Raw genomic sequence first — 24164 nt, forward strand, 5'->3', positions numbered from 1 at the left:
CGCACTCGTGAGCCACACCAGCTCTCGAACATCTGTTCCCAACTGCCTCACCCCCACCATACCCCCATCCTCGAATGTGTGTACGACATCCGTTCGGCCCCGCCCCACCTGCGGAAACACCCCCCGTCCCCCGACCGTGGAGGCATGCCGCACAGCTCCCTCCTCGCCGAGGTGAGAGACGCCGTCACACCGCGGGCCACGCTGCTCATCGTCGGCGTGATCGCGCTCCAGCTGCTGTTCATCGCCTCGTACGTGGGAGCACTGCACGACCCGAAGCCCAAAGACGTGCCCTTCGGCGTGGTCGCACCCCAGGCCGCGGCCGGCCAGGCGGTCAGCCGGCTCGAACAGCTCCCCGGCTCCCCCCTGGACCCCCGCGCACTGCCGAACGCGGCGGCGGCCCGCACCCGGCTCGCCCACCGCGACATCGACGCGGCCCTGATCATCGACCCAAGGAGCAACACCGACACCCTGCTGGTCGCCTCCGGGGGCGGCAGGGTCCTCTCCACCACACTGACGGCCCTCGTCACCACCTTGGAGAAGTCCGAGCGGCGCACCATCCGGACGATCGACGTGATCCCGTCCGCGCCCCACGACCCCAACGGGCTTTCGTCCTTCTACCTGGTGATCGGCTGGTGCGTCGGCGGCTACCTGGGCGCCGCGGCCCTCGCCATCAGCGCCGGGGCGAAACCCTCCAACCCCACCCGCGCCGCGATCCGCCTGGCGGTCATGGCCCTGGTCGCGATCATCGGCGGGCTCGGCGGAGCCCTCATCACCGGCCCGGTCCTGGACGCCCTGCCGGGCAGCACCGCGGCCCTCTGGGGCCTGGGCACCCTGATCATCTTCGCCGTGGGCGCCGCCACCCTCGCCCTCCAGGGCGTCTTCGGCACGATCGGCATCGGCCTGGTCATCCTGCTGGTGGTCATCCTCGGCAACCCCAGCGCGGGCGGCGCCCTGCCCCCACCCCTCCTCCCGCCCTTCTGGAAGGCGATCGGCCCGGCCCTGCCCCCCGGCGCGGGCACCTGGTCGACACGCTCCCTCGCCTACTTCGACAACAACGCGATGACCGGCCCCCTCCTCGTATTGGCGGCATGGGCGGTAGCGGGAGCCGCGATCACCATGGCGGCGGCGACCGTACGCAAGCGCGCGAAGGCGACCCCGTAACCACACCCGCCGCCCCGCGCACCCTCCGGTCGGCACAAGGGGGGCGCCACCACAGCCGGCCCGCAGCCGCGTACGGCGAGCAGGGGCCGTGTCGGGCAACAGCCAGTCGGCGTCAGACCCCATCGCGACGTTCCGAGGACGGACACCCCCCGGCGCGGCCCCGACCCACACCCGGCGACAGGCGCAGCCACCCGCACCCCCACCCGGCGAGACGGCACGCAAAAGTCCCGCCCCTCGCACAAGGGGCGGGACTCCGCGCACTCACATGTCAGCCGATCTGCGTCCCGGTCGCCGACAGCGCCTCGGTCACCGGCTGGAAGAACGTCTCCCCGCCCGAGGTGCAGTCACCGCTGCCGCCGGACGTGAGCCCGACCGCCTTGTCCCCGGCGAACAGCGACCCGCCACTGTCGCCCGGCTCCGCGCACACGTCGGTCTGGATCAGCCCGTTCACGATGTCGCCGTTGCCGTAGTTCACGGTGGCGTCCAGCCCCGTGACCTTGCCGTCGTGCACCTGCGTGGTCGACCCGCTCCGGGTGACCGCCATGCCGACGGTCGCGTCCGCGGCGCCCGAGATCTTCTGGGTGGACCCGTTGTACAGGTTCACCTCACTCGGGTGGTCGACCTCAGCGGTGTACTTGACCAGTCCGTAGTCGTTGTCCGGGAAGCTGGAGTCCGCGTTGGTGCCGAGCTCCTTGCCGCTGGAGTCCGACCACGTGGAGATGCCCTCGGTGCAGTGACCCGCGGTCAGGAAGAACGGCTCACCGCCCTTGACCACGTTGAAGCCCAGCGAGCAGCGCCCGCTGCCACCGGTGATCGCGTCGCCACCGGCGACGAAGGGCTTGTACTCCCCCTTGGACCGCTTGAGTTCGGCCTTCGCCCCGAGCCCGTCCACGACCTTCGTCAGGGTCGCCCACTCGGCCTTGGAGACCGTGCGGTCGGCGGTCACGACGACCTTGTTCGTCGTCGGGTCGGTCACCCAGGCGGTACCCGGGATCGTCGCGTCCTGCTTCAGCGTGCTGCGGGCGCTCTTGAGTTCGGCGAGGGAGTTCGCCACGACTCTCGCCCTGGCGCCGGCCTTCTCCACGGCCTGCGCGGCACTCTCGTCGAGCACGTTCACCACGAGGCTCTTGCTCTTGGTGTCGTAGTACGTCCCGGCCGCGTCGCCGCCCAGGTCCTCGGCCAGCGACGAGGCGAGCTTTCCGGCCGCGGTGACCGACAGGGTCCGGGGCGCGGACGCCTCAGGGGTCTCGCTGGCGTTCGCGGTCTGGAACGTCACTCCCGCGGCGACCAGCGCGGCGATGCCCGCACCTGCCACGGCTGCACGCCGCTTGGGTATGCGTCGGTGCTTCAACTTACGTCCTCCTGTGGGGGGTCGGCACGAGAGGTTGTGGGGACCTCACGAGCCGGAAGGCTTCGTTGACGAGCGCCCACTATTCCGAGGACGGCGGGGAGCACACAAGGGTGAGTTCGAGACGCGCGTAGACAGCGCTTCGCACGCCTCCCCATTTTGACCGTCCGCGATCAAATCGGACCCAACTCCCGCGCGTTCACAGTGCAAACATTACGCGTGAGTAATGTGTGCCCACTCTGTGACGTCTACACGTGGCTGAATTCCGCCCCTCCGAAGGCCGGTTGGGAGGAGCCGTGAGAGGGCCCGCACACAGCACGAAGCCCCCGCACGCGATGCGCGCGGGGGCCGCGAGAGGTACTGCGAAGAGAAGTGCCGCGAACTGCCGCCGGGGCCTAGTAGACGCTGACGCCGTAGGCGCTCAGGGCCTCCGTGACGGGCTGGAAGAACGTCGTACCACCGGAGGAGCAGTTGCCGCTGCCGCCCGAGGTCAGGCCGTACGCCGTGCCGTTGCTGCCGTAGAGCGAACCGCCGGAGTCACCGGGCTCGGCGCAGACGGTGGTCTGGATCAGGCCGGAGACGATGTCCCCGCCGCCGTAGTTGACGGTGGCGTTGAGGGCGGTGACACGGCCGCTGTGGGTGCCGGTCGTGGAGCCGTCGCGGATGACGGTGGTGCCCACGCTCGGGGTGGCCGCGCGCGTGATGTCCACGCCGTTCGCGGTGCCGGGACGGCTGACGGACCCGCTGTAGCGCACGAGGCCGTAGTCGTTGCCCGGGAAGCTGGAGCCGGCCGTCGAGCCGATGACCGTCGTGCGGGCGGAGTTGGAGTACCAGGTGCCCGCGCCGTCGGTGCAGTGACCGGCGGTCAGGAAGTACTCGGTGCCGTTGCTGGCACGGACGTTGAAGCCGAGGGAGCAGCGCCAGCTACTCGCATAGATGGCGTCGCCGCCCTGGATGAGCTTGCTGAACTTGCCCGGGGTGCGCTTGACCGTGAGCGCGTCGGCGTTGCCGCCGGCCTGCTGCTTGATCTTCGCTATCTCCGCCTGCGTGACCGTGCTGTCCACGGTCAGGAGCACGCGGCCGGTCTTGCTGTCGACGGCCCAGGCGGTGCCCGGGACATCGGCCTTCAGCAGCGAGGCGCTGGCGCTCTTGAGCTCGGCGGCGCTGAAGGTGGTGGGGGTGTCGGAAGCGTTCGCGCTGGGGATCGCGATCGCTGCGGCGGCAACGAGGCCGGTGGAAACGGCGATCAGCCGGGTCCGTCTCGAAATGCCACTGCGTGGGGTGGTGCGCTTGATCCTCACTTTTCGTTCCTCCACAAAGGAAGTAGGGGGCCCTCGTGGGGTTTCGGGCCCGTGAGGCGCAGCCTGGGACCGGTCGTCCGGATTCCGAACACGCCGTGCCCCTGACAAGCGCTGAGGGGGAGTATTCGGCCGAACGGCCGGTCGGCGCAAGAGGGCCTTTCGGACTCACGCCTTTGATGGATCCTTACGAAGCCGCCCCGTGGCCGCCTTTCACCCCCGGCCGCGCCTCACACCGGCGCGCGCTCCCCCGCCGCGCCCCCGACGCCCAGCGAGTTCCCCGGCGGCGGGGGGCAGACGAACTGGTCGGCGAAGGCGCACGGCGACAGCGGCGCCCGGTCGAAGTCGACCGGGGTACTTCAGTTTCAGTGCGAAGGCCAGTTCGTACGGCGTGACGCGCAGCCGCCGAGCGCCCGGCGCGCGGAGGATTCCGGGTCGTGGTCCCGTACGTTCACGCCCCTTCGCGCACCAGCAAGACCCCACCGAACGGCTGCCCGGCCACGGCGAGACCGTCCGACTCGGCGGCATTCAGCACGACCGCGTCACCGGGTCGGCCCGCCGGCACCCGGGGATGTCCGGAAGTCGACCGTCCGGATAGCCCCCGAGCGCAGGTCAGCCGTCGCAGGGGCAGCAGCAGTCGCACCCGTCGCAGTCGCAGTCCCGGCAGACGCCCTCGCGCTTCTTACGGGACCACGGCCCCTCGTACTCCTTGGCGCAGCACAGCTTGCAGGTGCAGCACAGCAGCCAGAACATCCCGCATCCGGCCCAGAATCCACGCCGGCGGGGCGGCTGGGGCACCGGAGCACCCCCACCGAAACCGCCGCCGAAACCGTCCCCGCCGTACGCTCCGCCGCCACCGGCGTACGGGTTTCCGCCGCCCGCGTACGGGTGCTGCGGGGAGCCGTAGGGCCCCGGCGGCTGCTGCCCGTGGGGTCCCTGCGGTCCGTAGGGCCCGCTCTGGTGGGAGGCGCAGACCGGCACCGTGCCGAACGCCCGGTCCACCGAGCGCCGCAGTTCATGTACCAGCAGCAGATGCACCAGCCGCGCATCGGTGAACTCGGCGTCGCGCAGCGCGAGCCGCACGCCGTGCACCGCGTCGTCGGCGATCCGCCTGACCTCCCCGAGGGAGGTGCCGGTCGCGGTGATCGGGTTCCAGGCGCCTGAGGCGGCATCGGCGTGGCGGTCCTCCACGGCGTCCAGCAGGTGGGCGAGGCGTCCGAAGAGCCGCCCGGCCTCGGCCAGCGGTCCGGCGTTGTACGGCCGGCCGGCGAGGACCGCGGTGTGCGCGAAGGCGGCGGCGGTGGCGGCCTCGGTCGGCTCGGTGACGGTGAGGATCGGCGTCCCGGGCCCGGCCAGTACCTCGATCCCGGCCTGCCGGTCCACCGCGTCGACCAGGAGAGAGGTGTCGAATCCCACAGCGGTGCCGCTCCGGGCACCGGCCGTGTCCCAGTTCGCGGCGACCCGGCGCGCGGCACGGGCCACCGGTCTGCGGGCCAGCAGCCCGTCACCGTCGGTGACGTGATCGCGGACCTTCGCCGAGGCCAGCACCAGGGAAACGGCTGCCGCGAGCCGCGCTCCCTCGCCGTCCGCCACGGAGGCGGTGCGCATGCCGCGCAGCGGGCACGGTCCGGCCGTACGCCGGCCGGCACCGCCCCCGCCCTCCATCTGAGCCTCCGTCAGGACCGAAAGAAGCAGCCCGTCGTAATTCGTGACGATCCGGGCGAACTGCCCGTGATCGCCGCGCAGAGCGAGGCAAAGCCCGCACAAATGCGCCATCCACTGACCGGCGAGCTCGTCTCCGAGCCTGTGTCTGCAAGGCCTGACGATTCCGAACACGACGCTCCCCCGAACTTCCTGACGACGCTGAGCTGCGGCATCGTACCGGCCCCCGCGTTCACCCGTACGCCCCGGCCATCACCCGTACGCCGGGAAGAATCATATTTCACTCACAGTCAGCAGCCGTTTGGGAAACGGCCCTTGGGACACACGGACTCTCGACGGAATCGCTGTGCACCAGTACCGTCACAAACCCCCCGTGCGGCGTCTATCCACTTGGCGCGCCATCCGCATCATGGACGACCATAGGGATGCGGAAAGCAGAAAGACCGCTGTGAGAGGAGGCGTCCATGGGATCGGTACGCAAGGCAAGTGCCTGGCTTGGCCTCGTCGACGACAACGAAGACGAGCGTTACTACGACGACGACGACTACTCCGACGGAAACGAGCCCGGGGAAGCCTGGGTCACCGACCCGCGCGTCAAGGTGGCCTCGGACGTCGCCGAGGAGAAGGGCCGCCGCATCGGCACGGTGACCCCGGACAGCTTCCGGGACGCACGCGCCATCGGCGAACTGTTCCGCGAGGGCGTGCCGGTCATCATGAACCTCACGGCCATGGAAGCGTCCGACGCCAAGCGCGTGGTCGACTTCGCGGCCGGGCTGATCTTCGGCCTGCGCGGTTCGATCGAGAGAGTCTCGACCCGCGTGTTCCTGCTGACCCCGGCCCACACGGAGATCGTCAACGGCGACCCGGCCGGACACCGTACGGACGGCTTCTTCAACCAGAGCTGAGGCAGGGCCGCTCACCGGCCCTGCCCCCGCGCAGGGTTGGCGGACCGGCCTACCGGAAGGCGTCGAGTCCGGTGAGCGCCTTGCCCAGCACGAGCTGGTGCATCTCGACGGTGCCCTCATAGGTGAGCACCGACTCGAGGTTCGTCGCGTGCCGCATCACGGGATATTCGAGCGAGATCCCGTTGGCGCCGAGAATCGTCCGGGCCGTGCGGCAGATCTCGATCGCCTCCCGGACGTTGTTGAGTTTGCCGAAGCTGACCTGCTCGGGACGCAGGCGGCCGGCATCCATACGCCGCCCCAGATGATGGGCGAGCAGAATCCCCTTGTGCAGTTCGACCGCCATGTCGGCGAGTTTGGCCTGGGTGAGCTGGAAGCCGCCGATGGGCCGCCCGAACTGTTCCCGCGACTTCGCATAGTCGACCGCGGCCTCGAAACTGGCGCGGGCCGCGCCCATGGCGCCCCACACGATTCCGTACCGGGCGTGCGACAGACAGCTGAGGGGCCCGCGCAGGCCGGTGACCTCCGGAAGGACGGCGTCGGCGGGCAGCCGCACCTCGTCGAGCACGAGCTCGCTGGTGACGGAGGCCCTGAGGGACCACTTGTGCTTGATCTCGGGGGCGGAGAACCCGGCGCTGTCGGCGGGCACCGCGAAACCGCGGATCCCCTCCTCGGTCTGCGCCCACACGACGGCGACACCGGCGACCGATCCGTTGGTGATCCACATCTTGCGGCCGTTGAGGATCCAGTCGGAGCCGTCGCGCTTGGCGTACGTGCGCATGGCGGCAGGGTCGGAGCCGTGGTCGGGCTCGGTGAGCCCGAAGCAGCCGATGACCTCGCCGGCGGCCATGCGCGGCAGCCACCGCTGCTTCTGTTCCTCGCTGCCGAAGCGGTGGATGGCGTACATGGCGAGGGAGCCCTGCACGGAGACGAGGGAACGGATGCCGGAGTCGGCGGCCTCCAGTTCCAGACAGGCGAGCCCGTACTGCACGGCGGACGCACCGGCACACCCGTACCCGTCCAGGGACATCCCGAGGGCCCCGATGCCGCCGAGCTCCCTGGCCAGCTCCCGGATCGCCGGGAGCTCGCCCTTCTCGTACCACTCGGCGACGTACGGCAGCACCCGGTCCGCGGCCCAGGCCCGCACGGTGTCCCTGATCCCCAGGTCCTCGGGCTCGAGCAGGTCGTCCAGGCCGAGGGGATCGCCGGGATCGAAAGGAGGCAGCTTGGACGAACCGGACATGATCGACACCCTCCGTAGCTTTTTAACTAGCACCGCTAACCGAGACGCTACGACGCCGGTCCACCCATGCACCACCCATAGCCACCGTCTGAGAGTGGAAGGCGCAGGGAACAATGGTTGCTCCGACACTCGGCCGGTTCTCCGGCGGCAGGTCAACGCCGCACCCGAAGCCCGCCCACAGCCGGCCGCCGACGGCGAGATACCACCCACAGGCGATGCGACTCCTCGGCCGACAGTCACGGGCGGCGCGTGGGTGGGCGAAAGGGCCCTCACACCGAGACGCGGGACTCCGCGGCGTCCCTCGGGGCAGGAAGCTCGACCGGCTCCGACTCACACTGCATCGCCCGCGGCAGCCGCAGCGCCATCGCCGCCCCGAGCAGCAGCAACGCCGCGCTCACCAGCAACGTCACATGCAGCCCGTGCACGAACGCGTCCCGGGCCGCCTGCCGCAGAGCGGCACCGGCGGACCCGCCCAGCTGCGCGGCGACCTCGTACGCCTCCCCCAGCGAATGCCCCGCGGACGCGGATGCCGACGCCGGGACCCCGGGCACGCCCGACAGCCCGGGCGCGTACGCCGCGTTCATCACCGTGCCGAGCAGCGCGATGCCGATCCCCGCCCCGAGCTGGTACGACGTCTCCCCGATCGCCGCCGCCCCACCGGCCTGTTCCTGCGGCGCCTCGCTCAGCATCGACTCGTACGCCCCGAACAGCGTCGTCTCCAGCCCGAAACCGAGCAGCACGAACCCGCTCAGCATCAGCGCGCAGTCGTCCGTCCGCCCCAGCGCCGTCAGCAGCACCACGGCGAACGCCGTGAGGCAGAACCCGGCGCACACCATCCGCCGCGGTCCGAACCGCCGCAGCATCCGCGCCCCGGCCAGCCCGGCAGCCATCGCCGCGAACGTCAGCGGCAGCAGCCGCAGCCCGGTCTCCAGCGGCGACAGCCCGAGCACCAGCTGCAGATACTGTGCCGCGATCAACTCCAGACCCACCAGCGCGAGCATCGCCAGCACGATGCACCCGACGGACGTGCTGAACGCCGGACGCGCGAACATCTTGAGGTCCACCAGCGGGTACTCCCGCCGCCGCTGCCGCCGTACGAAGCCGACCAGCAGCGCCGCGCCGACCACCAGCGGCAGCACGGTGACCAGGCTGCCCACCGACCCCCCGCTGCCGAGCCGCTTCACGCCCAGCACGACACCGAACAGTCCGGCTGCCGCCATCAGCGCACCCACCACGTCCCAGGGGCCCTTGCCGTCCCCCTTCGACTCGGGCAGCAGCAGCCGTCCCACCGGGAGGCTGACCAGCATCAGCGGGATGTTGACGAGGAACACCGAGCCCCACCAGAAGTGCTCCAGCAGGAAGCCGCCGAGCAGCGGACCGACCGCCGCGCCCACCGCGGCCACGGCACTCCATATGCCGATCGCGAGCGCCCGCTCCCGCCGGTCCGGGAAGACCTGCCGCAGGATCGACAGGGTGGCAGGCATGATCATCGCGCCGCCCACGCCGAGCAGCGCCCGCGCCACGATGAGGACCTGGGCGTTGTCGGCCAGGGCCGCGAGGCCGGAGGCGACGCCGAACAGCGCGTATCCGAGGAGCAGGACTCTGCGGCGGCCGATGCGGTCGCCCAGCGTGCCGAACAGGATCAGCAGCGAGGCGCAGACCAGCGGGTAGACGTCGACGATCCAGAGCAGCTCCATCCCGCCGGGCTTCAGGTCCTCGGTGACGGCGGGGACCGCCACGTGCAGCACGGTGGCGTCGACGGCGACCAGCAGCAGGCTGACGCAGAGGACGACGAGGACCACCCAGCGGTTGGCACCGGCCCCGGCCGCCCGACGGCGCAGCGCAGCGGCGGCCGTGGTCGTCCCGGACATGTACGTACCTCCCAGATGTTCCCTCGCGATCGGCGGGCTCACGGGGTGGGGGACGCCCCCGTGACTCGGCCGGAGAGGAGCGGCGGTCTCCGGCCGGCGCAAACGAAAAGCGAGTGACACGTCAGCGTACGCGAGTCACCGGCGGAGACCAGTGGCGGACCTCTCACACCTCCGGCGGATGGATGTGGCATACGCCACTTCCTCCCGTGTCGTCGACGCGTCGGCCGACCGGGTGGTTCCGGCCCGGGTCGATAATCGGGCGGATGACCGATCTCGACACGCGCGCGGCCCCGTCCCGCGCCGGGGCGCTGCGCCGGGCGGCCCCGGCGCTCGCCGGGTACGCGGCCGTCCGCGCCCTGGGCCTGCTCGCCCTGTTCCTGTGGAGCGGGGCGCGGGACAAGAGCGCGTACACGCTGCTGACCGCCCGCTGGGACGCGCTCTGGTATGTCAGGGTCGCCGAGCTCGGTTACGGCTACGAGGTGCGGCTGCCGAACGGGGACGTCCACTCGAACCTGGCGTTCTTCCCGCTGCTGCCCTGGCTGGAGCGGCTGGTGGCGACCCTCTCGCCGCTGTCGTTCGCGGACGGGGGCTTCCTCGTCAGCCTGCTGGCCTCGCTCGCGGCGGCCTGGGGCATCTTCGCGGTGGCGGACCATGTGTACGGCCGCCGGGTGGGCGTGTGCGCGGTGTTGCTGTGGGCCGTCCTGCCGGTCGGGATCGTGCAGTCGATGGCGTACAGCGAGTCCCTGTTCACGGCGCTCGCGGCCTGGGCGCTGTACGCGGTGCTGACCGGCCGGTGGGTGACGGCGGGCACGCTGGCCCTGCTCGCGGGACTGACCCGCCCGGTGGGCCTGGCCGTGGTGGCGGCGGTGTGGGTGACGGCGGCGGCCGCCTTCGTGCGGGAGGGCCGCACGGCCGGCCCCGGCGCCCCGGCCGACCCCGGGGCCCGGGCCGACCCCGGGGCCCAGGCCCGGCGACTCCTCGCCGTGCTCCTGGCCCCCCTCGGCACCGCCGGCTACGTGCTCTGGGTCGGGCACCGCACGGGCAAGGGCCCGCTGGGCTATCTGGACGTCCAGGCCGGATGGCGCAACGGTTTCGACGGCGGGTACGCCTTCGCCCGGTTCGTCGCCGAGAAGTTCACGTCGTTCCCGGCGGCCCTGGCCGGCGTGGGGCTGATCCTCGGGGTGGCGTCAGTCGTCTGGCTGTATGCGACCGGAGTACGTCAGCGCCAGCCGCTGCCGCTGCTGGTCTACACCGGGGTCGTGACCGCGCTCGCCCTGTGCGCGTCGAGCTACTTCGGCTCGAAACCGCGGTTGCTGCTGCCCGCCTTCCCGCTGCTGCTGCCCCTCGCCCTGGCCCTGGCCAGGGCGCGTATCCGCAGGTCAGCGACGGTGCTGGGGTCTGTGGCGGTGGCCGGTGCGGTGTACGGGGCGTTCTGGCTGAACGGCTCCGGTCCCCCCTGACCCGCTGTGAGCGCCAGGGGAATTCGACACCATGCACCGGTGAACGAATTCAAAAGCGCGATAAAACCCGCATCCGAAATGATCAAAGGAATTGAAGGCCGGAGCGCCCGGCGATTGCAGATTCGCTGGAAATAAACCCGCTCCTGAGAGGAATCCCACATCACATCGTCATCACAAAGCCGTTGATTCGCCCGGGATCTCAGCTCACTCGCTGTAACGTCGATTGGGTGCGTACCGAACCGAAGCTCACCCGTCTGGACCGGGTCTTCGCCCGGCTGGACCGTGAGCCGGAACGACCGGCCCACATCGATGTGCCGAAGATGAGCAGGCACCGCATCGTGCTCTTCGCGGCGACCCTTGCCTTCTACGGCGCGATCGTGTGGGCCGTGGTGATCACGTCCTGGCTGGTCCGGCTCGACTGGCAGGTCATGTTCTTCCGCCCGTACCAGCAGTGGTCGGAGATCCACCGGTTCGTCGACTACTACGTGGTCCTCGGACAGCGCGGCCCGACCGCCGTGATGGTCGCGGCCTGGCTGGGCTGGCGCTCCTGGCGGCAGCACACCCTGCGGCCGCTGCTCGCGCTCGGCGTCTCGCTACTGCTGCTGAACATCACGGTCGGCGCCGCCAAGTACGGCATGGGCCGTCTGGGGCCGCACTACGCGACCGTCATCGGCTCGAACGAGATGTGGCGCGGCGGCGATATATTTCCGAGCGGTCACACCGCCAACGCCGTGGTGACCTGGGGCATCCTCGCCTACCTGGCCTCCAGCGCCAGAGCGCAGCGCTGGCTGTCCGCCGTGTCGGCGGTAACCTCGCTCGGCGTCGGGATGGCCACCGTCTACCTCGGTACGCACTGGCTGAGCGATGTGCTCCTCGGCTGGACGGCGGGTCTGCTGATCCTGCTCGGCCTGCCGTGGTTCGAGCCGCTGATCGCCCGTGCCGAGAACGCGATCTTCGACCTGCGCGACCGTCTGCGGGCCCGCAGGCGCCGCACCTCGGCGGTTCCGGCCGGCGCGCCGCCCCTCGTCGTCACGCCCCTGCCCGACCGGGACGACGTCGCGGCCCGCTCACCGCGGCCCACGGTCCATCTGGCGCCGGGCGCGCACGCGGTCCGCTCGGAGCGCTCGCCGGTCACCCCGGCCGGCAGCCGCCGTCCGCCGCAGGCCGATCGCCATGCGCGCGGTTCCGCCTCGTCGGCCCGGCCGGTGACGGGCGGCTGACCACCGGCCGCTACGCACCGCCCCGGCACTGCGAGGGCCCCGGTTCCGGAGCGGAACCGGGGCCCTCGCCGGGTCTCAGCCCTTCCAGGCCCGCGCCACCCGGCCGCCCTTGACCTCGAAGTTCAGCCGGCCCACGCGGTACTCCATCGTGATGATCGCCCCGGGCGGCAGCGCGCGCACCGTGGGCCAGCCACGCTCACGCGCGAGGCTTTCGGCTCGGCCGGCCTCCAGGCCGACATAGGTGTCCGGGCTGTCGTCGGGTTCCGCGGAAGGTGTCGGAGTCGGTGCCATGCCGCCACGCTATGTCCTGTCCGGCGACCGCGGAAGTCCGGGCCGGCGACCGCCCGGGCCGGGTCGCGGCCGGTCACTGTCCGCCTCCCGTCACGCTTCTGTCACAAGATCACGACAGGCGTTTCGGGAGCTGTCCGTCACACGGACGAGCGGTTCCGTAGGCCTTCCGCAGGCATTCGACCTCAATTCCCAGCGTGTCCCATGAGCTCATGGAAAAGCCCGGCTGAAAGTTCCGGGAGAAGTACCTGCGACCTCCGTTCCTTTCCGCTGCCGGACCGGCCGGGTGAAGTCGGCGCGGTACAGGAAATGCGTGGCTTCTGCACCCGGAGGCCGGTTCGCCACCTGTCGGACCTCGCGGTGACGCGAGCATCATGGCGTGAGCTCGCGGGTACGTGTGGCGCGGGCTACGGCGGGCCCGGTACGCGATGAGCGAAGGGGCGAGCGATGGGGACGCAGACCGTACCGGTGACGCCGTCCGAGCCGCGCACACGGCACGGGCGGGTGGTGGTCGACTGGCTGACGACGACGGACCACAAGAAGATCGGCCATCTCTACCTGGTCACGTCGTTCGTGTTCTTCCTGATCGCCGGGGTGATGGCGCTGCTGATGCGCGCCGAGCTCGCCCGTCCGGGCCTGCAGATCATCGACAACGAGCAGTTCAATCAGGCGTTCACGATGCACGGCACGATCATGCTGCTGCTGTTCGCGACGCCGAGCTTCGCGGGCTTCGCCAACGAGCTGATGCCGTTGCAGATCGGCGCGCCCGACGTCGCCTTCCCGCGGCTGAACATGTTCTCGTACTGGCTGTTCCTGTTCGGCGGGCTGATCGTGCTCGGCTCGCTGCTCGTGCCCTCAGGGCCCGCCGACTTCGGCTGGTTCGCCTACGCCCCGCTCAACAGCGCGGAGCGTTCGCCCGGTCTCGGTCCCGATCTGTGGATCATGGGGCTCGCGCTGTCGGGTTTCGGCACGATCCTCGGCGCGGTCAACTTCATCACCACGATCATCGGGATGCGCGCCCCGGGCATGACGATGTTCCGGATGCCGATCTTCGTGTGGAACACCCTGTTCACGTCGATCCTGATTCTGATGGCGTTCCCGGTGCTGGCGGCGGCGCTGCTGGTGCTGGAGGCGGACCGGCGGTTCGGCGCGCAGGTCTTCGACGCGGCCAACGGCGGCGCGATCCTGTGGCAGCACCTGTTCTGGTTCTTCGGCCATCCCGAGGTGTACATCATCGCGCTGCCGTTCTTCGGGATCATCACGGAGATCATCCCGGTCTTCAGCCGCAAGCCGTTGTTCGGCTATCTGACGCTGGTCGGCGCGACGATGGCGATCACCGGCCTGTCGATGATCGTGTGGGCGCACCACATGTTCGCCACGGGCGCGGTGCTGCTGCCGTTCTTCTCCTTCATGAGCTTCCTGATCGCGGTGCCGACGGGGGTGAAGTTCTTCAACTGGGCGGGCACCATGCTCAAGGGCTCGCTGTCGTTCGAGACGCCCATGCTGTGGGCGACGGGCTTCCTGGTGACCTTCCTGTTCGGCGGGCTGACCGGGGTGATCCTCGCGTCGCCGCCGCTGGACTTCCATGTGACGGACACGTACTTCGTGGTCGCGCACTTCCACTACGTCGTCTTCGGGACGGTGGTCTTCGCGATCTTCGCCGGCTTCTTTTTCTGGTGGCCGAAGTTCACCGGGAAGATGCTCGACGAACGGCTCGGCAAGATCCAGTTCTGGACGCTCTTCGTCGGCTTTCACACCACGTTCCTGGTGCAGCACTGGCTGGGCGCCGAGGGCATGCCCCGCCGGTACGCGGACTACCTCGCGGCGGACGGGTTCACGGCGCTCAACACGGTGTCGAGCATCGGCGCGTTCCTGCTCGGCATGTCGACGCTGCCGTTCCTCTACAACGTGTGGAAGACGGCCAGGTACGGCGAGAAGGTCCAGGTCGACGACCCGTGGGGCTACGGCCGCTCCCTGGAGTGGGCGACCTCGTGCCCACCGCCGCGGCACAACTTCACGACGCTGCCCCGGATCCGCTCGGAGTCCCCGGCGTTCGACCTGCACCATCCCGAGTACGCGGCGGTGACTGCGCAGCCCGAGCCAGAGCGCCATCAAGCCGGTCCCGGGTCCTCCTGATCGCCTCGATCAGCCCGACCGGCTCCAGCACCTCGAACTCGAAGCCCAGCATCACGACGTGGATGACCATCACGTCGAGGCTCCCGGCGCCGCAGCGCAGCAGGCAGCTGTCCGGCCCCTCGGCCTCCAGCACCCCGGCCGAGGGCGAGATGTGCTCGGCGGCCTCCTCCAGCGGCACCAGGAGCCGCACGACGGCGTGGGTGGCGTACGCGCGTGTGGAGACGCCCCGGGAGACGTAGGCGGCGAGGTCCTCGGCGGGCGGCTTGCGGGGGGTGAAGCGCGGGCCGTGCGGCGGCCTGGGCGTGACACGGTCCACGCGGAACGTGCGCCAGTCGTCCCGGTCGAGGTCCCAGGCGACCAGGTACCAGCGGCGTTCGGTGCACACCAGCCGGTGCGGTTCGACGGTGCGGCGGGAGGGGGTGCCGTCGTGGCCGCGGTACTCGAAGCGCAGCCGCTCGGCGTCCCGGCACAGATGGGCGAGTTCGGTGAGCACGGCCGGGTCGACCGAGGAGGGCAGCGTGCTGCGCAGCATCGGCACGGTGAAGGCGTTCAGGGCTCCCACGCGGCGGCGCAGCCGGTTCGGCAGCACCTGTTCCAGCTTGGCGAGGGCCCGCACCGAGGTCTCGCCGATGCCGTCGATGCCCTGCCCGGCGGCGGTGCGCAGCCCGACCGCCACGGCGACGGCCTCGTCGTCGTCCAGGAGCAGCGGCGGCAGTTCGGCGCCCGCGCCCAACTGGTAACCGCCGCCGGTGCCGGGGCTGGCGTTGACCGGGTAGCCGAGTTCACGCAGCCGGTCGACGTCCCGGCGCAGGGTGCGGGCGCTGACGCCGAGCCGGCCGGCCAGGTCGGCGCCGGACCACTCGCGGTGGGCCTGGAGCAGGGACAGCAGACGCAGCAGACGGGCCGAGGTCTCCAACATGGGGCGAGTCTGCCAGGACTTGCGGACAGCCACTGTCCTCAAGGCGTATAGGCCAGTTGCGGGACGGTGAAGCAGGTGCGGTTCATGTCGCCCTGGCCCACCCAGCCCCTGCCGTCCTGCCAGCGGGCCACCGACAGGCAGGTCCTGTTCGTCCGCGGCGGCTCGGGCAGGCGTGCGAACCGGACGGGGAGCAGCAGGCCTCCGGCCGTGTAGCCCTGGCTGCGGTCCACGAACGCGTCGACGCAACGGCGCGTGACGCCCGTGGCCGCGCAGGACTTCGCCGCGTCCGTGAACCACCGTGCGGCCGCCCACCCCTCGAGCTGCCACTGGGAGTGCGTCTTCAGCTCCTTCGTCGCCTCGCGGAACTCCCGCACGGCCGGGTCGCCCGTGTCGTCGAAGTTCCGGCTGGCGCCGGTCGCCCAGAGGGCGTTGCGGCAACGCGGGGAGTCCTTGTAGTCCTCGGCGACGGTGGACGTCCAGTTCTGCACGTTGGTCACCTTGGCGGTGACGACGGCGCCGACCTCGTCCATCGCCCGGCAGAGCTGCGCGTTGCCGTGCGCGTCGATGGCGTCGAACACCAGGTCGGCGCCCTGCTCCTTGAGATCGGCTGCGACAGCGCGGAAGTTGGGCAGGGCGAAGTCGACCTGCTCGGTGACGACCTTGTAGCCCTCGGCGCGCAGGCCCCGCTCGACGAGCCGGGCGTAGGCGGCCGAGGCGGACTGGTTGTAGGAGACGACGGCGGCGGTGCGGGCGCCGTGCTCGCGGGTGAAGTAGCGGTAGACCTCGGTGCCGCCGTACAGCCTGCCGTCCCAGCCGGGGGTGCCGTCGCGGGGCGCGAGGCTGCCGTAGATGCCGTAGAGGTGCGGGTAGGTGTCGTAGGCGGCGCCGATGGGCTGGCCGCCGATGTCGGGCACACGCGCGCGGGAGACGCGGGAGGCGCCCGCGTAGTCGAGGGCGGTGGTGGCGACCAGGGCGACGACGTCGTCCTCCTCGACGAGCCGGTGCACGCACTCGTTGTTGCCGACGCCGCTGCCGCCGTCGTCACAACGGCGTACCTCGACCCGGCGCCCGTCGATGCCGCCGCGCGCGTTGAGCCGCTCGAAGAAGGCCAGGGCGCCGTCGCGCGGGCCGGTGAAGGCGCTGCCGCCGACCGGGCTGGTGGCGCTGGTGATGATGCCGACCCGCAGGGGTGCGGCGTCGCGGGGTGCGGGGGTGCGGTCGTCGTGTTCGAAGTCGCTCTCCGGGAGCCGGCTGCCGCAGGCCGCGCTCAGGGCGAGCAGCAGCACCGCGGCGAGAATCTCAGCAACCCGGGACCGGCGACCCATTACCGCTCATCTGCACCAGCGAGCACAGCGCCTTGACGGACACCTTCCAGGTGCCCTCCTCCTCGACGGCTGTCCCGGAGGCGTTCGGCAGAGCGGTGGCGCCCTTCAGGGTGAGCGTGTACGTCACGTCCGCCTCGGTCGCCGAGGTGAACTCGACCTTGGTGACCTTCGCCTGGACCTGTCCGCCGCGCTCGTCGCCGCTGAAGGCCTGGAGGACCGGCCCCATCCGGTCGCCGTTCTGCAGGACGGCCTGCTTGTCCTCGGTCGAGGTCTGCGGATCGAAGAACTTCTCCCAGTTCTGCTTGATCTCCGCCTCCGCCGCGGCCCGGTCCGCCGGTGCGCTGGCCGGGGCGCTCGTGGTGCGCTCCGCGGTCGGTGCGGGCGGGGTGCTCCCGCTGCCGCCGCCGCTGTCGTCGCTGCACGCCGCGAGGGCCGGTGCCAGGGCCAGGACCAGGGCGGTCGCGATCGCCGTACCCCGTCCCGCGGTGCGTGGACCCCCCGTCGCGTTCCCCCGCCTGAGGTCGCTGCCGAGAACCATCTGGCTCACCACCGGGTGTCGGTCCGGGCCATGTGCGCCCGGTGCTTTCAGGGTCAGCTTCCACAGGGCATAGTGCAAGCGATCGGCGGACTTGAACAGGCAGCCCGACGCACGCACAGCCGAATCCGACGTGTGGGAGCCAGCGATGCGGACCAGCCGACTGCGGACCGTGCATCCCGTCCTGTGGGCCGGCTGGGCCGCCCTGGCCGCCGGTGCGGTGTTGTGCGCCGTGGGCTGGTACGGGGTCTCCGGTGAGCGCTACGCCGAACGGCAGCTGCCCTACCTGGCCTCCTGCACGATCCCCGGGGCCGCGCTGATCATCGCCGGGGCGGTGCTGCTGGCCCAGGGCAGGGGTTCGCTCGCCGCCGCGCGTGTGGAGGAGTTGTACGGCCTGCTGGTGGCGGCCGAGCCGGCCGGGACGGAGGAGACCGGCCCGGCGGTGCTCGCGCCCCTGGCGGTCAGCGGCGACCTGCTGATGGTGCCGGGCGGCACCCTGTGGCATCGCGCCGACTGCCCGCTGGTCGCCGGCAAGGCGGAGGCGGTGCCGGTGGACTCCAAGCTGGTGGCGAGCGGTGAGCTGGACGCCTGCCCGATCTGCGAACCGGCCGAAGAAACCGACTGATGTCCTCGCTGACCTACGACCTCACGCTCGCCGGGCTCTCGGTCGGCAGCGCGGCGGCGCTCACCGGGGTCGGCCTGATCGTGACGTACCGCGCGACGGGCGTGCTCAACTTCGCGCACGGCGCGATCGCCATGGTGTGCGCGTACGGCTTGCGGCAGTGCGTGGTCGAGTGGGGCTGGCCGCTGTGGCTCGGGGCGGCGGTGACGCTGCTGGTGCTGGCGCCGGGGCTGGGGGTGGTCCTGGAACGGTTCGTCTTCCGGCCGCTGGCGGTCCTCGGCGGTGATCCGGCGCAGACGCTGGTGGCGTCCATCGGGGTGTTCGTGCTGCTGGTGGGCGGTGCGGCGCTGCTGTGGGGGCAGGGCGCGCGGGACGACGCGCCGGTGCTGGTGCCGGACGAGCCGTGGGGGCAACTGGCGGTCGTGCTGGTGCTGACCGCCGGGGTCGCGGCGGTGGTCCGCCGGACGCGGTTCGGGCGGGAACTGCGGGCGGTGGTGGACGACCGCCGGCTCGCCGTGCTGGGCGGTGTCGACGCGGACCGGGTCGCGGCCACCGGCTGGGCGTTCGGTGCGTTCACGGCAGGGCTGACGGGTGTGCTGCTGGCGCCGTACGTACGGCTCGATCCGTACGGTCTGTCGCTGCTCGTGATGGAGGTCGTGGCGGTCGCGGTGGCCGCGCGGATGCGGAGCCTGGCGGTCGCGGTGGTGGTGGCGCTGGGCATCGGAGTGGCGCAGAGCCAGCTGACGCGGCTGCATCCGCCGGGCTGGGCCGAGCCGTTGCTCCAGGCGGTGGGAACGAATCTGTTCGTCGTCGCGCTGCTGGTCGCGGCGCTGGTGCTGCCGGGCGTCGGGGAGCGGGACGCGCTACCGCGCACGGCCACGGCGCGCGTGCCGGCCGCACCGGGCGTCTGGATCGTGGTGCTGGTGCTGTTCCTGCTGCCGCTGGGTCTCGCGGGCCGGGACCTGCACACCTCGGTCCAGGTCCCGGCACTGGCCGTGATCCTGCTGTCCCTGGTGGTGGTCACCGGACGGGGCGGCCAGATCTCCCTGGGGCAGGGCGCGTACGCGGGTCTGGGCGCCCTGTTCACGGCGCTGCTGGCGTCGGGCCGCTTCCCGGGCCTGCCCCGCGTGCCGGAACTGGCGGCCCTCGCGGTGGCGGTCGTGCTGGTGGCGCCGCTCGGGCTGCTGACGGGCTGGCCGGCGATCGGCCGCCGGGGTCTTGCCCTGGCGCTGGCGACGTTCGCGGTCGGTGTGGGGGTGAGCCGTTTCGTCTTCGCCCAGCCGTACGCCACGGCGGGCCTCACGCTCGGCCGCCCGGCGGGCTTCGACGGGGACCGGGCGTACTACGTCCTGGAGCTGGTCCTGCTGGCGGTCGCGCTGCTGGTGACGCACGCGCTGCGCCGGGGGCGGACGGGGCGGGCCCTCGCCGCCATGCGAGACCACGAGCGGGGCGCGCAGGCGGCGGGCGTCCGGGTGCCGTCCCTGAAGCTGCTGGCGTTCGTCGCGGGTGCCGCGCTGGCCGCGCTGGGCGGCGCCATGCTCGGCATGGGCCTGCGGGCCTTCGACGCGGGCGCCTACGACCCGGTGCGGGGCCTGCTGTGGTTCGCGGCGGTGGTGGTGCTGGGCGCCGACAGCACACTCGGCGCCCTCGCCGCCGCGGCCCTCCTGGTCGGGCTGGACGCGGGCACGCGCGGCGGGGTCGCGGCCGCCCTCGTCGGCATCCTGGCGATCCTGGTGGGCCGCTTCCCGGGCGGTCCGTACGAGGCCCTGCGCACGACGGCGGACCGCCTGCGACTGCGCCGCACCCCGACGCTGACGGAGGCGGGCCTGCGGGCCCGTACGCTGCTGCACCCGGCGCAGCCGCAGGCGGCGGGGAGGACACCGGTGCCGACCGGGGCGACGGGCGTGGCACACGGCGCGGAGCGGACGGGACCGAGTGGGGCGACAGGCGGAGCACACGGCGGAAAGCAGACCGGACCGAGTGGGGCGACAGGCGGAGCACACGGCGGAAAGCAGACCGGACCGAGTGGGGCGACAGGCGGAGCACACGGCGGGAAGCAGACCGGACCGAGTGGGGCGACAGGCGGAGCACACGGCGGGAAGCAGGCGGGAGCGGGTGGGGTGCACGGCGGGGCGGGAGCGGCCGGTCGGCGGGAGGGCCGAGACGGCGAACCGCGTTCACAACGCCGCCCGATGGCCGCTGCCCCCGCCGCCGCGCCCCTCCTCACCGCCCGGGACCTCCACGTCCGTTTCGGTGGCTTCACCGCCCTCGACGGGGTGGACCTGAGCCTCTCCCCCGGCCGGATCACGGGCGTCGTGGGGCCCAACGGGGCCGGGAAGAGCACCCTGTTCCACTGTCTGGCCGGAACACTGCGGCCGCAACGCGGGGTCGTGCGGCTCGGCGGACGGGACATCACCGCGCTGCCCGCCCACACCCGCTCCCGGCTCGGTGTGGCACGGACCTTCCAGCAGCTGGCCGTCTTCCCCTCGCTGACCGTGGCCGAGAACGTCCGGGTGGGAGCCGAGCAGGGCCGGGTGGCCGACCCGGGCGCGGTGGAACGCACCCTCAGGCTGTTCGGGCTCGACGGGCCCGTACGCGCACGGCCCGCCGCCTCACTGCCCACCGGGACGCTGCGCCGCGTCGAGCTGGCCCGGGTCCTCGCGGGCAGCCCCCGCGTCCTCCTGCTGGACGAGCCCGCCGCCGGTCTGGACACGGCCGAAGTGGCCGCCCTGGCCCGGGTCCTGAAGGCCCTGGCCGCCGACGGCACGGCCCTCCTCGTCGTCGAGCACGATCTGGACCTGGTGGCCGGTCTCGCGGACGTCGTGCAGGTGATGACCGCGGGCCGCATCGTCGCCTCCGGTCCGCCCGGGCAGGTCCTGGACGCCCTGGATCCGGGGGCCGGACGATGACGACGCTCTCCCTGCGCGACGCACGCGTGCGTTACGGCCCCCTGGAGGCCCTGCACGGCATCACGCTCGCCGCTCCCCGCCCGGGGCTCACCGTGCTGCTGGGCCGCAACGGCTCCGGCCGCAGCACCGCCTTGAACGCCCTGGCGGGCACGCTGCCCCTGTCGGGCGGCGCGGTGGTGTGGGACGGCACGGACGTGACCCGCGTCCCGGCCCACGAACGCGCCCGGCGCGGGATGTGCCTGGTGCCGGAACGACGGGCCGTGTTCGGCTCGCTCACCGTGCGCGAGAACCTCGAACTGGCCGCGCGCGACCTCACCGTGGCCCTCGACGCCTACCCGCAGCTGCGCCCCCTGCTGGAGCGGCGCGCGGGCACCCTGTCCGGCGGGGAGCAGCGCATGCTCGCCCTCTCCCGGGCGCTGCTCGCACGGGCGCGCGTGGTGCTCGTCGACGAGCCCGCCCAGGGCATGTCGCCCTCGGTCGCGGCCCGGACGTACGAGTTGCTGGGCGCGCTCGACGCCTGTGTGGTGATCGCCGAGCAGCGGATGCCGCCCGGCCTGCGGGACCGGCGCGCCGTCGTCTACGAACTGCGGCGCGGGGCGGTCGTGTTCGCCGGGGAGGCGGGTGAGCTCGCGGGCTGATCCGGGACGCCGGCGCGCCCGGCGCCGTGGGACGGCCGGGTGGGTGGCATCACGCCCGGAACCCCGCCCGGTCGGTCGACCGGACGGGGCATGTGTCCCGGCGAGGAGGAGCGGCGGCTCAGAACCTGAGGCGCAGGCCGGGCACGATCACGTCGGGGTCCGCCCCGATGGCGGACCTGTTGGCGGCGTAGAGGCGCTGCCAGGTGGTCCCGTGCCGGGCGGCGACGTCGCTCAGCGTGTCGCCGCGGCGGACGGTGTAGTCACCGCGGGAGGAGCCGCGGTCCGCGTGTTCCGCGGCGCGCGCGGGGGCCTTCGACGGCTTCGCCGCCGAGGGTTTGGTGGAGGTGACCGGGCCGGCCGCGGGTGCGCCGCCGCTCGCCCCGGCGCGTGCCGAGCAGACGGGCCAGGCGCCCCACCCCTGAGCGCGCTGGACCTTGGTGGCGACGGCGATCTGCTGGGACCGGCTCGCCCGGTCGGCGGTGGGCGCGTAGGCCGTGCCGCCGTAGGCGTTCCAGGTGGAGGGGGCGAACTGGAGTCCGCCGTAGTAGCCGTTGCCGGTGTTGATGTGCCAGTCGCCGCCGCTCTCGCACTGGGCGATGCGGTCCCACACTCCGCTGTCGGCCGCCGCGGCGTTTCCGGTCGCGGCCAGCAGTCCGAGGGGCGCGAGCAGGGCTGCCCCGGCGAGGACCGCCGTCGTACGAACCTGGTGCTTCCGGGGCGTGGAGCGAGTGGTATCGGCACATTCGGACATGTAGGTCCCTTTCGAAACACCCGGGATCCCCCAAGGCGGAGCGCGACTCCCGCGCCATGGGGCGCGGGAGTCGCGCTCGCCCCGCCCACCGGAGCGGTGCCGTGCCCGGTTCCTGGGAACCCGGCGGGCCGGTGGACGTACCCGAGCGGTGCTCGTTGCACACGGCGGAGGAATCTAAGGAGGCGGGCGGCCGGCATCAACCAGTCGCCCGTCCGGGCAGGCCAGTTCACCGATACCGCGGGTAACGGCAATTTCCGGACACCCACTTCATTCGCGGATTTCCGGATTTGTCGACCATCCACCCTGTCGATCTGTGACCCACTTCACCCACTCAACACCCCTTGCAGGAACCCGAGTTGACGGTGAGTGCACGATTCCGCGCGAGGCGTGACTCCATGCGCTGGATGGTTCGATTCCGTTCGCCCTGGGGCGTGACTACCGCCACAGATCGCCCGTTGTCTTCTGCATGAGCCGGGACCGACCCGGACCACGGGCCGGGAGCCACCCGGCTTTGCCACGCATCGCATCCCCGAGGGAGCCACCCGTGCCGCGCATGCTCGACGTCAGCGACGAGGTACGCGCCGAGATCGGCGACGAAGAAGCCGACCGCCTGCTCGCCGGAGAGACCGCCCCGGGCAGTTACGACTGCACGTCCTGCCGCACTCCGGGCGACTCCGCGCAGGAGCGCACCAGCACCGTCCTGTTCATCGGCGACGAGACCGCCGTCCTCGCCTTCGCCCACGCCGGGTGCCTGCCCTCGCAGGTCGTGCAGGTCACCGAGGAGCAGCTGCAGGGCGCCGTGAAGTCCATCACCGGCGACACGGTCGACCTGGAGCCCGACAAGGTGGTGCCCGAGCAGGCGGTGCTCGGCGTGACCAGCGGGCTGGTCCTGATCGGCGGGGAACTGCACCCGGCCCTGGTGGTCGAGCCGACCGGGGCCATCGCCCGGCCCGGCTCGACCGGCGGCGGCGACGAATTCCTGCCGCTGCTCATCGAGCAGGGCTTCATGCCGCTGACGGAGCTGTCCGCCGTACCGCCGGTGCTGCACGGCTGGTCGGTGCTGCTCGCCGTGGGCCGGCTGCACGCGGTGCTCCAGCCCGGCCCGGTGGGCGGCCAGCCGGTGGCCTGGTGGCAGGCGCACCAGCCGCTCCAGGTGACCGAGGGGTGGCGCGCGGCCGCCAACAAGCACCAGCAGGTCCTGATGTTCGCCGCGCCGGCCGGCTCCATCGGCCGCCAGCCGCGCGAGGACCTGCTGCGGGACGCGCTGGACAAGGCCGCGGCGAACGGGAAGCTGGTCGCCTCGACGCTGCCGCTGGCCGGTACCTGAGCCGAACGTCACCCGTCCACGCCGTCCACCTGCGAAAGCCGCACCCGGGCCGCATCCCTCGACCCGCGGGGTCGTTTGGACATACGTGCACGCATACGACGTTCCCCGCCGCCAGTCCTTCACGCCGATCCCGTCCGCGCGATCGGCCCAGGACTCCCAGGGCGGCCCATCGGCCACGCCGATCTACGACGCGCTCTACGCCGAGTACGTCAAGTCCTTCCGCGCACTGCCGGGCGACCGCAGCGGCGAGGAGAAGCTGGGCTTCACCGCCTTCGGGAACACCCCGCACGGTTCGAACTCGTACGGAGGTTCGTACGGCGGGTCGTACGGCAGCTCGTACAGTGCCTACAGCGCGGGCGCCCAGAGCGCCCGCCATGCCGCCGGGCAGCAGTCGCAGTGGCAGCGTGTCGGCACCGCCGGCTCGTACGGTACGGGCACGTACGGCACGGGGATGCACTACGTCCCGGCCGCGCTGCCGCCGGGACGGCGCGGCGACGGCTGAGCGAGCAGCGAAGCACCCGGAATGGGGGGGGGGGGGGGGGGGCGGCC

Annotated in this window: 19 protein-coding genes and 2 pseudogenes; 10 read left to right on the forward strand and 11 right to left on the reverse strand. The window is 72.0% G+C overall.

The features are described 5' to 3' along the window. Window positions 1-144 precede the first annotated feature (144 nt). Window positions 145-1161, forward strand: a complete 1017-nt coding sequence (locus tag AB0F04_RS33380; protein ID WP_362048677.1) for a DUF3533 domain-containing protein — start codon at window positions 145-147, stop codon at window positions 1159-1161. Between the two features lie 268 nt (window positions 1162-1429). Here the strand turns inward: AB0F04_RS33380 and AB0F04_RS33385 are convergent, their stop codons facing one another. From AB0F04_RS33385 to AB0F04_RS33400, 4 genes and pseudogenes are all read right to left on the reverse strand, one after another. After that, on the reverse strand, window positions 1430-2512 hold the full coding sequence (locus tag AB0F04_RS33385; protein ID WP_362048680.1) for a S1 family peptidase: 1083 nt from the start codon (window positions 2510-2512) through the stop codon (window positions 1430-1432). A gap of 392 nt (window positions 2513-2904) precedes the next feature. Beyond that, window positions 2905-3810, reverse strand: coding sequence for a S1 family peptidase (locus AB0F04_RS33390; RefSeq protein WP_362048683.1), 906 nt, complete (start codon window positions 3808-3810; stop codon window positions 2905-2907). Between the two features lie 227 nt (window positions 3811-4037). Then, a pseudogene (locus AB0F04_RS33395) lies at window positions 4038-4157 on the reverse strand (DUF1684 domain-containing protein); the annotation flags it as partial. 262 nt (window positions 4158-4419) lie between these two features. Further along, window positions 4420-5643 (reverse strand): DUF5685 family protein, encoded by a 1224-nt coding sequence (locus AB0F04_RS33400; protein WP_362048686.1) that lies wholly within the window; start codon window positions 5641-5643, stop codon window positions 4420-4422. Between the two features lie 290 nt (window positions 5644-5933). Here AB0F04_RS33400 and AB0F04_RS33405 point away from each other — a divergent pair, with 290 nt between their 5' ends. Then, window positions 5934-6374 (forward strand): cell division protein SepF, encoded by a 441-nt coding sequence (locus AB0F04_RS33405; protein ID WP_053672325.1) that lies wholly within the window; start codon window positions 5934-5936, stop codon window positions 6372-6374. Window positions 6375-6423: 49 nt separating this feature from the next. Here AB0F04_RS33405 and AB0F04_RS33410 read toward each other — a convergent pair whose 3' ends face one another. Then, window positions 6424-7614 carry an acyl-CoA dehydrogenase family protein gene (locus AB0F04_RS33410; RefSeq protein WP_362048689.1) on the reverse strand — a complete coding sequence of 397 codons (1191 nt, stop codon included), beginning with the start codon at window positions 7612-7614 and terminating at the stop codon, window positions 6424-6426. Window positions 7615-7883: 269 nt separating this feature from the next. Next, complete coding sequence (locus AB0F04_RS33415) at window positions 7884-9485, reverse strand: MFS transporter (RefSeq protein ID WP_362048692.1); 1602 nt, start codon at window positions 9483-9485, stop codon at window positions 7884-7886. 263 nt (window positions 9486-9748) lie between these two features. Here AB0F04_RS33415 and AB0F04_RS33420 point away from each other — a divergent pair, with 263 nt between their 5' ends. Continuing rightward, window positions 9749-10945, forward strand: coding sequence for a mannosyltransferase family protein (locus AB0F04_RS33420; protein WP_362048695.1), 1197 nt, complete (start codon window positions 9749-9751; stop codon window positions 10943-10945). A 227-nt stretch (window positions 10946-11172) separates the two neighbouring features. After that, on the forward strand, window positions 11173-12165 hold the full coding sequence (locus AB0F04_RS33425) for a phosphatase PAP2 family protein (RefSeq protein WP_362048698.1): 993 nt from the start codon (window positions 11173-11175) through the stop codon (window positions 12163-12165). Between the two features lie 75 nt (window positions 12166-12240). Here AB0F04_RS33425 and AB0F04_RS33430 read toward each other — a convergent pair whose 3' ends face one another. Then, window positions 12241-12456 carry an I78 family peptidase inhibitor gene (locus AB0F04_RS33430; protein ID WP_053672320.1) on the reverse strand — a complete coding sequence of 72 codons (216 nt, stop codon included), beginning with the start codon at window positions 12454-12456 and terminating at the stop codon, window positions 12241-12243. 444 nt (window positions 12457-12900) lie between these two features. Here AB0F04_RS33430 and ctaD point away from each other — a divergent pair. Then, window positions 12901-14571 (forward strand): annotated as a pseudogene (gene ctaD / locus AB0F04_RS33435) (cytochrome c oxidase subunit I); the annotation flags it as partial. Here ctaD and AB0F04_RS33440 read toward each other — a convergent pair. From AB0F04_RS33440 to AB0F04_RS33450, 3 genes are read right to left on the reverse strand one after another with little or no spacing between them, the layout of a single operon-like run. Beyond that, window positions 14468-15508 carry a YafY family protein gene (locus tag AB0F04_RS33440; RefSeq protein ID WP_362048702.1) on the reverse strand — a complete coding sequence of 347 codons (1041 nt, stop codon included), beginning with the start codon at window positions 15506-15508 and terminating at the stop codon, window positions 14468-14470. The pseudogene ctaD and the gene AB0F04_RS33440 overlap by 104 nt on opposite strands. A gap of 38 nt (window positions 15509-15546) precedes the next feature. Then, window positions 15547-16833 (reverse strand): ABC transporter substrate-binding protein, encoded by a 1287-nt coding sequence (locus AB0F04_RS33445; RefSeq protein ID WP_362048705.1) that lies wholly within the window; start codon window positions 16831-16833, stop codon window positions 15547-15549. Then, window positions 16808-17371, reverse strand: coding sequence for a hypothetical protein (locus tag AB0F04_RS33450; RefSeq protein ID WP_362048708.1), 564 nt, complete (start codon window positions 17369-17371; stop codon window positions 16808-16810). The genes AB0F04_RS33445 and AB0F04_RS33450 overlap by 26 nt, the downstream gene beginning before the upstream one ends. Window positions 17372-17516: 145 nt before the next feature. Between AB0F04_RS33450 and AB0F04_RS33455 the strand changes: the two genes are divergently transcribed. The 3 genes from AB0F04_RS33455 to AB0F04_RS33465 are packed head-to-tail and all read left to right on the forward strand — an operon-like array spanning window position 17517 to window position 21537. Next, on the forward strand, window positions 17517-17993 hold the full coding sequence (locus tag AB0F04_RS33455; RefSeq protein ID WP_362048711.1) for a hypothetical protein: 477 nt from the start codon (window positions 17517-17519) through the stop codon (window positions 17991-17993). After that, window positions 17993-20899 (forward strand): ATP-binding cassette domain-containing protein, encoded by a 2907-nt coding sequence (locus tag AB0F04_RS33460; RefSeq protein WP_362048714.1) that lies wholly within the window; start codon window positions 17993-17995, stop codon window positions 20897-20899. Before AB0F04_RS33455 ends, AB0F04_RS33460 begins: the two co-directional genes overlap by 1 nt. Beyond that, window positions 20896-21537, forward strand: coding sequence for an ATP-binding cassette domain-containing protein (locus AB0F04_RS33465; RefSeq protein WP_362048717.1), 642 nt, complete (start codon window positions 20896-20898; stop codon window positions 21535-21537). The genes AB0F04_RS33460 and AB0F04_RS33465 overlap by 4 nt, the downstream gene beginning before the upstream one ends. A gap of 118 nt (window positions 21538-21655) precedes the next feature. Here AB0F04_RS33465 and AB0F04_RS33470 read toward each other — a convergent pair whose 3' ends face one another. Then, entirely contained in the window at window positions 21656-22288 is a 633-nt protein-coding gene (locus AB0F04_RS33470; protein WP_362048720.1) for a transglycosylase family protein, read from the reverse strand. Between the two features lie 544 nt (window positions 22289-22832). Between AB0F04_RS33470 and AB0F04_RS33475 the strand changes: the two genes are divergently transcribed. After that, window positions 22833-23615, forward strand: coding sequence for a hypothetical protein (locus tag AB0F04_RS33475; protein ID WP_362048723.1), 783 nt, complete (start codon window positions 22833-22835; stop codon window positions 23613-23615). An 85-nt stretch (window positions 23616-23700) separates the two neighbouring features. Then, window positions 23701-24117: a hypothetical protein gene (locus AB0F04_RS33480; protein WP_362048726.1), complete on the forward strand. Its 417-nt coding sequence runs from the start codon at window positions 23701-23703 to the stop codon at window positions 24115-24117. The last annotated feature ends 47 nt before the right edge of the window (window positions 24118-24164 follow it).

The organism is Streptomyces sp. NPDC029041, from assembly GCF_040637515.1.
Lineage (GTDB): Bacteria > Actinomycetota > Actinomycetes > Streptomycetales > Streptomycetaceae > Streptomyces.